This is a genomic window from Streptococcus sp. FSL E2-3494 (genome assembly GCF_038007085.1).
GTDB classification, from domain to species: domain Bacteria; phylum Bacillota; class Bacilli; order Lactobacillales; family Streptococcaceae; genus Streptococcus; species Streptococcus thermophilus.
In genome coordinates this window covers 1,194,515-1,207,172 of the sequence record NZ_JBBOWN010000001.1, presented here as the reverse complement: position 1 = coordinate 1,207,172, position 12,658 = coordinate 1,194,515, and the positions used below count along the sequence as shown (strand labels likewise).

Genomic DNA, 12,658 nt, shown 5'->3' with positions numbered 1-12,658 from the left:
AAGCAATTTTCAGAGGTTATCGGTAGTGCTGCCGATAGCTTTTTTCTTTGTCCTTCTTTGATGTGATACCAAAATCAAGTCGTCTTTTTTATGATGAGGAGAGAGTGACAGATTGTTACTACTTATCAAAAGAAAAGAAGGACTTTTTATGACCAAACAATGTCATCATCACTTTTTAGTCAATCAGGAAAAAGCAGAAAAACACGTCTTCCGTAAAAGTAAGAAGTACCGTACGCTTTGTTCGGTAGCTCTTGGAACTATGGTGACGGCTGTTGTCGCTTGGGGTGGCCAAGTAGCACAAGCTGATGAAGTGGTAACACCTTCGCTAGATAAAACCGTTCAGTTGACAGAAAATCCTGCGACCAACTTACCAGAAGCGCAACCTACACCAGTTGTTGAACAGACGGATAGTCTTGCGTTAACTGGTCAATCACATGGGGCTATCACGGTTACGGTTCCTCATGATGTTGTGACACAGGCTGTCAATCAAGCAACTGCTGAAGGAGTTACTACTGTTCAAGACCAACCTATGGACTTGGGAAATACAACTTCTGCGAGTGAGACCAGTAAGCAATTGGATAAGGCGGAAGCGGATGCTGCTAAGCAGGCTGAAGCCATCACTCAGGTGACCAATACCTATAAAGCAGATAAAGCGACTTATGAACAAGATAAAACACGTGTTGAACAAGGGAATAATGCGTTGGCTGCTAGTCATAAAGAAGCCACTCTAGCAGGAAAGGCCTTGAATAGTTCAGTAGATAGCACAGCTTCAAAAATCAAAGACCAAGATCCGTCGGCTAATGTGACCGTCACAACTCAAACCGTAACATCAGGAGATGGTTCAACGGTTTCAGGCTATCAGGATTATACCTCTGCGGTAGCTGCTATTGATAAGCAAAATAAGGACAATCTATCTGAATACGAATCAAATAAAAAAGATGCAGATGCCATTGTCGCAAAGAACTTAGTGACTCAAAAGGAAAATGAAGCGGGTCTTGCTAAAGCAAAAGCTGATAATGAAGCAATTGACAAACGCAATCAAGTTGGACAAAAAGCAGTGGATGATGAAAATAAAGCCGGTCAAGCTGCTGTTGATGCCTATAATAAAGACCAACAAAAATTGATGACAGACCGTGAAGCTGAGATTGCTGCTATCACGAAAAGTAATAAGGAAAAAGAAAAAGCAGCCAAGAAAGAAAATGCTGCCATTGACGCCTATAACACCAAGGAAATGGAGCGCTATAAACGTGATTTAGCTGAGATTTCAAAAGGAGAGGAAGGCTATATCTCTCAAGCTCTTGCTCAGGCTCTCAACTTGAATAATGGAGAACCGCAAGCACGACATTCAGCTGATACCAGAAATCCTAATCGTATCGTTGCAAAAGGTGACCCAATGCTTGGTGGGTATTCTAAAATCCTAGATTCTACTGGTTTCTTCGTCTATGACATCTTTAAAACGGGAGAAACCCTTTCCTTTACCTATCAAAATCTTCAAAATGCTCGCTTTGATGGTAAGAAAATCACAAAAGTAGCCTATGACATTACAAACCTTGTTTCTCCAGCTGGAACTAATGCCGTGCAGTTAGTCGTGCCAAATGACCCAACAGAAGGCTTTATTGCCTACCGTAATGATGGGACAGGCAATTGGCGAACAGACAAGATGGAGTTTCGTGTCAAGGCCAAGTATTTCTTAGAAGATGGCTCTCAAGTGAGCTTCACCAAGGAAAAACCAGGTGTCTTTACTCATTCCTCACTCAACCATAATGACATCGGTTTAGAGTATGTAAAAGACACATCAGGTAAGTTCGTTCCTATCAATGGCTCAACCATTCAAGTGACTAACGAAGGCCTAGCTCGTTCACTTGGGTCAAATCGTGCCAGTGATTTAAATCTTCCTGAAGAATGGGATACGTCATATAGTAAGTATGCCTATAAGGGAGCGATTGTCTCAACGGTTACATCAGGCAACACCTATACAGTGACCTTTGGTCAAGGGGATATGCCCCAAAATGTTGGTCTCTCTTATTGGTTTGCCTTAAATACCCTTCCAGTTGCACGGATGGTCAAACCTTATAGTCCAAAACCACATGTGACACCAAAGTTAGAGCCAATTCCAGAACCGTTTAAGGTTGTGCCGAAAACCTTTACCCCAAAGACCTTTACACCTGAGCCACCTGTGAGCTTTAAGGAAAAACCATTAGAGAAAGTCACTCAGCCCAGCCTAGCACTTACCAAGGTCACCTTGCCTAAAGCCCCTACGCCAGAACCGTTACCAAAAGCACCACAAGTGCCAACGGTTCATTACCACGACTATCGTCTGACAACGACTCCTGAAATTGTTAAGGAAGTTATCAATACCGACCAAGTGAACCTTCATGACAAAACGGTCGCAAAAGATTCAACGGTCATTTATCCCTTAACCGTAGACGCTTTTTCTCCAAATCGAGCCAAAACCACTAGCCTCACCTTTGAAGATTACCTTCCAGCAGGCTATGCTTTTGACAAGGAAAAAACGCAGGCAGAAAACGGAAATTATACCCTCAGCTTTGATATTGCTAAGAACTTTGTGACCTTGACCGCCAAGGAAGCCTTGCTTCAAGAGGTCAACAAAGACCTCACCAAGTCTTACCAACTGGTGGCTCCGAAACTTTATGGTAGCCTTCAAAATGATGGGGCAACCTATTCCAACAGTTATAAGCTCCACATCAATAAGGGAACCCCAAATGCCTATACAGTGACTTCCAATGTCGTGACGGTGCGAACGCCTGGTGATGGAACGACCACTAGCCGTATTGAGCCGCAGAAGAAAAATGAAAATGAAGATGGTGTGGTCATTAACGATACGGTAGTGGCTTTAGGAACAACTAATCATTACCGTTTGACTTGGGATTTAGATCAATATAAAGGCGATAGGTCTTCTAAAGAGACAATTGCTCGTGGTTTCTTCTTTGTAGATGACTACCCAGAAGAAGTGTTGGACTTAGTAGACAAGGGGACAGGTATCACCACTCCTGATGGCAAAGCCGTATCAGGGATTACTGTTAATGCTTATGCGTCGCTGTCAGAAGCGCCTAGAGACCTTCAAGATAAACTCGCTCATGCTAAGATTTCTCCTAAAGGGGCTTTCCAAGTCTTTATGCCGAATGACAATCAAGCCTTTTATGACCAATATGTTAAAACAGGAACTTCTTTAAACCTTCTCACCAAAATGACGGTTAAAGATGACCTCTATGGGGAAACTGCAACCTATCGAAACAAGGCTTACCAAGTTGATTTTGGCAATGGCTATGAAACCGATGAGGTGACCAATACCCTTGTAAGCCCAACACCAAAAAAACAAAATCTGAATAAGGATAAGGTGGACATCAATGGCAAACCTATGGTAGTCGGTTCACAAAACCACTATACCTTGTCATGGGACTTGGACCAATACCGTGGCATTAAAGCTGATAAGGCTCAGATTGCACAAGGGTTTTACTTTGTGGATGATTATCCCGAAGAAGCTCTATTACCAGATGAAGCAAGTATTCAACTTGTGACATCTGATGGTAAAGCAGTGTCAGGTGTGACGGTAAAAAACTACACTAGTTTATCAGAAGCTCCTAAAAACCTACAAGCAGCCCTTTCAAAACGCAAGATTGCGCCTAAAGGAACCTTCCAAGTCTTTATGGCAGAAGATCCACAAGCCTTTTATGATTCATATGTAACGCAAGGTCAAAATATCACCATCATCACCCCTATGACTGTCCGTGAGGAGATGGCAAATACAGGCAAGTCTTATGACAATGTAGCTTATCAGGTAGACTTTGGACAAGCCTATGAGACCAATACGGTAACGAATCACGTGCCAAAAGTAACACCACATAAAACTAATACCAATAAAGAAGGCGTGTCTATTGATGGCAAGACCGTTTTTCCAAATACCGTCAATTATTATAAGATTGTTCTTGATTATAGTCAGTACAAGGATTTGGTAGTGACGGAGGATGTTCTTGCCAAAGGTTTTTACATGGTAGATGATTACCCTGAAGAAGCGCTTAGCGTCAATGCAGATGGTGTCCAAGTGATGGATAAGGCTGGAAATCTTGTCAAAGGGATTTCGGTGAAAGCCTATGCCTCATTGTCAGAAGCGCCTAAAGTGGTTCAAGACGCTATGGCCAAACGCCAGTTCACACCCAAAGGAGCCATTCAAGTTTTAAGCGCTGATGATCCACAAGCCTTTTACGAAACCTATGTTAAAACTGGTCAAACCTTAGTGGTGACCCTTCCAATGACCATTAAGAATGAGCTGACAAAGACTGGTGGGAAGTATGAAAACACCGCTTATCAGATTGACTTTGGTTTGGCTTATGTGACAGAGACTGTGGTTAATAATGTGCCAAAACTAGACCCACAAAAAGATGTGGTGATTGATTTATCACAAAAGGAGAAAAGCCTTGATGGAAAAGAAGTTGCCTTGAATCAGGTCTTTAACTACCGTTTGGTGGGAGCACTCATTCCAGGTAATCGTGCGACACCACTCATCGAGTACCGCTTTGACGATGATTACGATGAAAGCCATGACGACTATAATGGTGTTTACAAGGCTTATACCTTAGTAGATGTGACTCTAAAAGATGGAATGGTTTTACCAAAAGGGACAGAAGTGACCAAGTACACGCTACAACATGTCGACACGTCAAAAGGGACAGTTACCATTAGTTTTGATCAGGAATTCCTTGAAAAACTAGCAGAAGAGTCTGAGTTTCAGGCAGATGTTTACGTGCAAATGAAACGAATCGCTTCAGGTGAAGTAGAAAATACCGTATTACATACTGTCAATGGCTACACCATCAGTTCAAATACGGTTAAAACAACTACCCCTGAACCAGAGCCACCAACTCCGAATCAACCAACACCACCCCAACCACCTATTCCAACACAAGAACCACCAGTTCCAGCAAGTGTCTTACCAAATACAGGAGAGAGTCAATCCCTCTTGGCGCTTGTCGGTGGAGGACTTCTTTTAGGCCTAGCTTACGGACTTTCTAAACGCAAAATGGAGGACAACTAAATGGAACCCAAAAACATTTACACAAGAGATTCAGACCAAGATGGTCTAACGGATGCTCAGGAGTTAGCTCTAGGGACGAATCCTTTTAGCAGTGATACGGATAGTGACGGACTGACAGACCTTGAAGAAGTCCAACAAGGCTTGAATCCAATTCAACAGCGTAAGGAGAGAAGCTATGGCTTGGAATTATGACACAATTTCTAGAACCCTTTCTGAGATGGCACGAGAAAACTATGAAGACATGGTTAAAGCCTTTTTAGCCATGGAATTGAGTACCAAAAACAAGTCACTTCTTGACAGGCTTTATCAAGACTTTATGGGCATTGATGACTTGTCTTTAGTCAGTGATGACCTGCGCCTAAGAGCAGACGGTTATCAGGAACAGCTTCAAGAAGAAGTGACGGACCTCTTGGATAAACTCTATCGAACAGGTGAGGGAGCTAGTTTCATTATGGAAGTGATTGCGTCCAACAATATTTTTGAGACCCTTTCTCTGTATGTGGTTTTGAATGAGGAGGATTATTCATCTCTCACCTTAGAGACCTTGCAGGGCATTATCCAAAAGGAGTTGTCTTTAACGAGTCAAGATTATTTTGGAGATGTGACCTATCTCGCTTTGCAGAAGGATTTGTTAGACCAGAAAAGCCATTTCTTACAACAGTATGTGACAACTTTGATGGATAAGTTGCCACAAGAAAAAGACCATAACGCCTTGGTCCTAGAGTAAAGCAGTGGGCTGAGAATACCTCTCAGCTCCTTTTTTTAATTGGAGGAACGTATGACTCAAGAACAATTACTTGAGATGTTGCGGGCAAGATTGCCACGTGACCAGATTCTTTTGGAATCCTTTTTACGCTATCAAGCAGTCCATTTTGATGAGGATTGGGATAGCCTTATCCAAAATTTTACAACCCAAAGAGGAATAGTCACCTCACCTGTTCAAGTGGTTCGCTTTGAAACAGAGGTTTCTGCTTTTGTCAAGGTAAGCCCCTTTGACGAGGCAACAGACCTTTGGTCAGGCTGGCTTAAAGAAGTTACCTCAGTTAAACAGTGATGAGAAAGCCTTGGTGATTGAGGTAGCCCTCTTTAACCTAGCCACTCGCTTTCAGCTCTTAGACCAAGAAGGCGCCTATCAGTCCATTTCGGTAGCTTCTCTTTTGGATAAAAGCAAAGCTGCAAATTTGGTCAATGTTTACCGAGTGGCCAATAATTTGTCTGATCGTATTAGCCGTGATATTGAACAGTTTCTTCTCACTTATGAACCTGAATTAGAAAGTACACAGGAAACGTTGGAGGAAAAAAAGGAGGTTGTTGAGAATATTGTCATACCAGAGTTTCGTCAAGAGATCACCTTTCGGGAAGTAGGGCTTGTCATGATTGCAAGTCTTGATGAGGAAGAGTTATCACAACTCGATTTACGAACAGGGCAAACAGAACATTTACCAGCTTATGAACATCTAAACTTGTCTCAAAAATTTGAGATATTAAGTCACTTTGACCAAGTGCGAAATAGCCGTCCAAAGCTACTAAACCTGAGACGTGGGGAGTTTGACCATGAAATGGAAATGACACCAATCTATGAGGTCAATGAGCTCTTAACCTATTTAGAAGCTGATGGGACAGTCTATGACTTGCAACGTCCCCTAACACCTCAAGAAGAAGTGATTTTAGCTGAAATGGGTCAAACCATTTTGGCTGAAAATACCGAAAAACTGACTCGTTTAGGGATAGGCTTAGCTGACGTTGATGAGCAACAACGTGGGATACTGATAGATGCTGCAGGGCGTTTTCATTTGAAGAATGCGGACCTAGCCTTATTAGGGGGCTATCCTAAAGCAACCGTTACTCAATTAGCCCTTGCGACAGAATTGCTTCAGATGGGATTGTCACACGATAAAGTAGAATTTTTCTTGACCAGTCAGCTAGACTTAGAAGAGTTAAGACCCATTGCCTACGCCTTCTTGCATGAAGACCTCACTCTTGAAGAAGCAAGAACCTTTGAAAGGGACAAACTGTCCCAATCAGACCTATCCTTTAGAGAATGGCGAGAACACTTATCGCAAACAGAAACTGAAATCATCACGCCTCCATCAATCCCTCAAAATCCTATCGTAGAGGAAGCTCTTAAACGCTATCCGATTGATTCTAGAGTGACTTATAAGGGGCAAGAGTTTCAGGTAATGGCTATTGAGGACTCAGGCGTTAATAACCTGATTCGGATTGAATTACAAAATGATTTCACAGATGTAATTGAACAAAATCCGGTTCTTTTCTTACGGACACTAGAAGACATCACTCAAGCTCTTCATGTTCCTTCTGTCGAAGAAAAGGAGGAAGTGGAAGAAACTCAGCAGGAATTAGACCTGTTTTCCTTTATGGATATGGAAGAACAAAATGAGCCGGTTTCTCAAGTGACGGCTTCTGTATCATCAAATAAGAGAGAGGCTAAACAAGAAGAAGCATTGTCAGAAGATGAGTTGGAACCAAAAGTCATTAAGACGCCCCCAGCCACTGATTTTCACTTTCCAGAAGATCTAACAGACTTTTACCCTAAGACAACAAGGGATAAGGTTGATATGAATGTTGCTGCTATTCGTTTGGTGAAAAGTCTTGAATCTGAACACCGTCAAGCCACACCAAGTGAACAAGAACTGCTTGCCAAATACGTGGGCTGGGGAGGCTTAGCTAACGAGTTCTTTGACGAGCATAACCCAAAGTTTTCTAAGGAACGTGAGGCATTAAAAACACTAGTCACCGATAAAGAGTATTCAGATATGAAACAATCTTCTTTGACAGCTTATTACACAGACCCTCACTTGATTCGTCAGATGTGGGAGAAATTAGAACGTGATGGCTTTACTGGTGGTAAAATCCTAGACCCGTCTATGGGAACGGGGAATTTCTTTGCGGCAATGCCTAAACACCTGAGAGAAAATAGTGAGTTGTATGGTGTAGAGTTAGACACGATTACAGGAGCTATTGCCAAACACCTTCATCCGAATAGCCATATTGAAGTAAAGGGCTTTGAGACTGTTGCCTTTAATGACAATAGCTTTGATTTGGTTCTTTCAAATGTACCGTTTGCTAATATTAGGATTGCGGACAGTCGCTATGACAAACCCTATATGATTCATGATTATTTTGTTAAAAAATCCCTTGATTTGGTGCATGATGGTGGGCAAGTGGCTATGATTTCCTCCACAGGAACCATGGACAAACGGACAGAAAACATCCTCCAGGACATTCGTGAGACGACTGATTTTCTTGGTGGTGTGCGTTTACCAGATAACGCCTTTAAGGCCATTGCAGGTACCAATGTCACAACAGACATGTTGTTCTTCCAGAAACATATGGATAAGGGCTACCAAGCAGATGATTTAGCTTTTTCAGGTTCTATTCGCTATGTCAAGGATGACCGTATTTGGCTGAATCCTTACTTTGATGGGGACTACAACAGTCAGGTTCTTGGGAGCTATGAAGTCAGAAACTTTAACGGTGGGACACTGTCTGTTAAAGGAACTTCTGATGATTTGCTAGCAGATGTTCAGATGGCTCTTAAACAGGTTAAAGCGCCTAGAACTGTTGACCCTTCTGATATCTTCATCAGTCCTGATGTGATGAGAAGACAAGTCATTGATACCTCGATTCCTTCTGACATCAGAGAAAGCTTAGACCAGTATAGCTTTGGCTATAAAGATTCTACGGTTTACTACCGTGATCATAAGGGCATTCGTGTAGGGACAAAAACTGAGGAGATTAGCTACTATGTGGACGAAGAGGGTAACTTTAAGGATTGGGATACCAAGCATTCTCAAAAACAAATTGACCGTTTTAATGCTTTAGAAGTGACTGATAGCACCGCTCTTGATGTGTATGTGACCGAAGAAGCCGCTAAACGTGGGCAATTTAAGGGCTATTTCAAAAAGACTGTTTTCTATGAAGCGCCTTTGTCTGAGAAAGAAGTGGCACGAATTAAAGGGATGATTGATATTCGGAACGCCTACCAAGAGGTGATTGCTATACAGCGCTACTATAACTATGACAAAGACGAGTTCAATCACTTGTTAGGAAAGCTCAATCGCACCTATGATAGTTTTGTGAAACGCTTTGGCTATGTAAATAGTGCCGTAAACCGTAACCTCTTCGATAGTGATGATAAGTATTCGCTCCTTGCGAGTTTAGAAGATGAAAGTCTTGATCCAAGTGGGAAGACAGTTATCTATACCAAGTCACTTGCCTTTGAAAAAGCCTTGGTTCGTCCTGAAAAGGAAGTGATGGCAGTTTCTTCTTCCCTTGACGCTCTCAATTCTAGTCTAGCAGATGGTCGTGGGGTCGATTTGGATTACATGATGTCTATTTATCAGACGGATTCTAAAGCGTCTTTGATTGAGGAATTAGGAGATGCTATTATTCCAGACCCAGAACGCTATCTAAACGATAGGGAAGTGGTCTATGTATCTCGGCAGGATTTCTTATCAGGGGATGCGATGACTAAGTTAGAGGTCGTGGACTTACTCATTAAAGAAGACAATTCTGATTTTCCGTGGCAACACTATCAAAACCTCTTAGAAGACGTGAAACCACCACGTGTGACCTTAGCTGATATTGATTATCGGATTGGCTCACGTTGGATTCCTCTAGCCGTTTATGGTAAATTTGCCCAAGAAACCTTTATGGGGAAAGTCTATGAACTGTCAGACCAAGAAGTAGCAACAGTCCTTGAAGTCAGTCCCATTGACGGAGTTATCACTTACCAATCTAAGTTTGCCTACACCTATTCCAACGCAACGGATAGGAGTTTAGGTGTCCCTGCTTCACGCTATGATAGTGGTCGAAAAATCTTTGAAAATCTCCTGAATTCCAATCAACCAACCATCACAAAACAAGTTGTCGAAGGGGATAAGAAAAAGAATGTGACGGATGTAGAGAAAACAACGGTCCTACGTGCTAAGGAAACGCACCTCCAAGAACTCTTTCAAGATTTTGTAGCAAAGTATCCAGAAGTCCAACAGATGATTGAAGACACCTATAACAGTCTCTATAATCGTACGGTATCAAAGACTTATGATGGTAGCCATTTAACCATTGATGGACTTGCTCAGAATATTTTCTTACGTCCTCACCAAAAGAATGCCATTCAACGGATTGTGGAAGAAAAACGTGCCCTATTAGCCCACGAGGTAGGGTCTGGAAAAACCTTGACCATGCTTGGAGCTGGTTTCAAGTTGAAAGAATTAGGGATGGTGCATAAACCTCTCTATGTGGTTCCTTCTAGTTTGACTGCTCAGTTTGGTCAAGAAATCATGAAATTTTTCCCAACCAAGAAAGTCTATGTGACCACTAAGAAAGACTTTGCCAAAGCCAAACGCAAACAGTTTGTATCACGTATTATCACAGGGGACTATGATGCCATTGTCATTGGGGATTCACAATTTGAGAAGATACCGATGAGTCGTGAAAAACAGGTCACCTATATCAATGACAAACTCGAGCAACTCAGAGAAATCAAGCTAGGAAGTGACAGTGATTATACCGTAAAAGAAGCAGAGCGTTCAATTAAGGGATTAGAACACCAACTAGAAGAACTCCAAAAACTAGAGCGGGATACCTTTATCGAATTTGAAAACCTTGGTATTGATTTTCTTTTTGTGGATGAGGCTCATCACTTCAAGAATATTCGTCCAATCACTGGACTTGGGAATGTCGCGGGAATCACCAATACCACTTCAAAAAAGAACGTGGATATGGAGATGAAGGTGAGACAGGTTCAGGCAGAGCATGGAGATAGAAATGTCGTTTTTGCGACAGGAACACCAGTTTCTAACTCTATTAGTGAACTTTTTACCATGATGAATTACATTCAACCTGATGTTTTAGAGCGATACCAGGTATCCAATTTTGATTCATGGGTTGGGGCTTTTGGGAATATTGAAAACTCTATGGAACTAGCCCCGACAGGAGATAAGTACCAACCCAAGAAACGGTTCAAGAAATTTGTCAACCTTCCTGAACTCATGCGAATCTACAAGGAAACTGCGGACATTCAGACCTCTGATATGCTTGATTTACATGTTCCTGAAGCCAAGGTTATTGCAGTGGAGAGCGAATTGACAGAAGCTCAGAAATACTACCTTGAAGAGTTGGTTGACCGTTCAGACGCTATCAAGTCAGGCAGCGTTGACCCTAGTGTTGATAACATGTTAAAGATTACAGGAGAAGCCAGAAAACTAGCCATTGACATGCGTCTCATTGATCCTGTTTACACCTTGTCTGACAATCAGAAGATTCTTCAAGTAGTGGATAACGTGGAACGGATTTACCGTGAGGGACAAGATGATAAAGCTACCCAGATGATTTTCTCAGATATTGGCACCCCTAAAAGTAAGGAAGAAGGCTTTGACGTTTACAATGAATTGAAAGACCTCTTAGTGGATAGAGGGATTCCCAAAGAAGCAATTGCCTTTGTCCATGACGCTAATACGGATGACAAGAAAAACACTCTATCACGCAAGGTCAATAGTGGGGAAGTACGGATTCTCATGGCTTCTACGGAAAAAGGGGGAACAGGATTAAACGTCCAATCACGTATGAAAGCAGTCCACCATTTAGACGTTCCCTGGAGGCCCTCTGATATTGTTCAACGCAATGGTAGGTTAATTCGTCAAGGCAATATGCACCAAGAGGTAGATATTTACCATTACATTACGAAAGGGAGCTTTGATAACTACCTCTGGCAAACACAGGAGAATAAGCTCAAATACATCACGCAAATCATGACCTCTAAAGACCCAGTACGGTCGGCAGAAGACATTGATGAACAAACCATGACTGCTTCAGACTTTAAGGCTTTAGCGACAGGTAATCCTTATCTGAAACTCAAGATGGAACTAGAGAATGAGTTGACGGTATTGGACAATCAAAAGCGTGCCTTTCATCGCTCCAAAGATGAGTATCGCCATACCATTGCCTACTGTGAGCAGAACCTCCCTGTCTTAGAGAAACGCCTTAGCCAATATGACCGTGATATTGCCCAATCTTTGGCAACTAAGTCACAAGATTTTATCATGCGGTTTGACAATCAAATGATGGATAACCGTGCAGAAGCTGGAGACTATCTACGAAAACTCATTACCTACAACCGTTCGGAAACCAAAGAAGTAAGAACGCTTGCGACCTTTAGAGGGTTTGAGCTTAAAATGGCAACCAGAAGTCCTAGTGAGCCCTTGCCAGATATGGTGTCTTTAACCATTTCAGGCAGCAACCAGTATTCTGTCTCTTTAGACTTGAAATCAGATGTGGGAACCATCCAACGCATTACTAATGCCATTGACCATATCCTAGAGGACCAAGAAAAAACAGAAGAAATGGCTAACAATTTGAAAGATAAGCTAGCAGTCGCAAGGGTTGAAGTAGAGAAGGTCTTTCCTAAAGAAGAGGATTATCAGCTGGTTAAAGCCAAATATGACATCCTTGCCCCCTTGGTTGAACAAGAAGCAGAGGTTGAGGAAATTGATGCAGCCCTAGCTAAGTTCAATGAAACGATCCAACCGCAACACGACCAACAACTTTCGCTTGATTTTTAAGAAAAAGGCTGACAAAAAATAA

The 12,658-nt window shown here is 42.1% G+C and carries 5 protein-coding genes; all 5 read left to right on the top strand.

The genetic code is table 11. The annotated features are described in order from the left end of the window. The first annotated feature begins 148 nt into the window (after positions 1–148). From NST05_RS06250 to NST05_RS06235, 5 genes are read left to right on the top strand one after another with little or no spacing between them, the layout of a single operon-like run. On the top strand, positions 149–5,053 hold the full coding sequence (locus NST05_RS06250; RefSeq protein ID WP_340742937.1) for an SspB-related isopeptide-forming adhesin: 4,905 nt from the start codon (positions 149–151) through the stop codon (positions 5,051–5,053). Then, positions 5,054–5,245: a thrombospondin type 3 repeat-containing protein gene (locus tag NST05_RS06245; protein WP_003083517.1), complete on the top strand. Its 192-nt coding sequence runs from the start codon at positions 5,054–5,056 to the stop codon at positions 5,243–5,245. Next, on the top strand, positions 5,229–5,780 hold the full coding sequence (locus NST05_RS06240) for a hypothetical protein (RefSeq protein ID WP_010730317.1): 552 nt from the start codon (positions 5,229–5,231) through the stop codon (positions 5,778–5,780). Before NST05_RS06245 ends, NST05_RS06240 begins: the two co-directional genes overlap by 17 nt. Positions 5,781–5,831: 51 nt before the next feature. Then, positions 5,832–6,107: a hypothetical protein gene (locus tag NST05_RS11085; RefSeq protein WP_445684141.1), complete on the top strand. Its 276-nt coding sequence runs from the start codon at positions 5,832–5,834 to the stop codon at positions 6,105–6,107. After that, entirely contained in the window at positions 6,046–12,636 is a 6,591-nt protein-coding gene (locus NST05_RS06235; RefSeq protein WP_445684140.1) for a DEAD/DEAH box helicase family protein, read from the top strand. The genes NST05_RS11085 and NST05_RS06235 overlap by 62 nt, the downstream gene beginning before the upstream one ends. The last annotated feature ends 22 nt before the right edge of the window (positions 12,637–12,658 follow it).

Excerpts from the sequence above, each read along its gene's own strand:
- NST05_RS06250 (WP_340742937.1), top strand. The coding sequence starts at position 149 with ATGACCAAACAATGTCATCATCACTTTTTAGTCAATCAGGAAAAAGCA.
- NST05_RS11085 (WP_445684141.1), top strand. The coding sequence starts at position 5,832 with ATGACTCAAGAACAATTACTTGAGATGTTGCGGGCAAGATTGCCACGT.
- NST05_RS06240 (WP_010730317.1), top strand. The coding sequence starts at position 5,229 with ATGGCTTGGAATTATGACACAATTTCTAGAACCCTTTCTGAGATGGCA.
- NST05_RS06245 (WP_003083517.1), top strand. The coding sequence starts at position 5,054 with ATGGAACCCAAAAACATTTACACAAGAGATTCAGACCAAGATGGTCTA.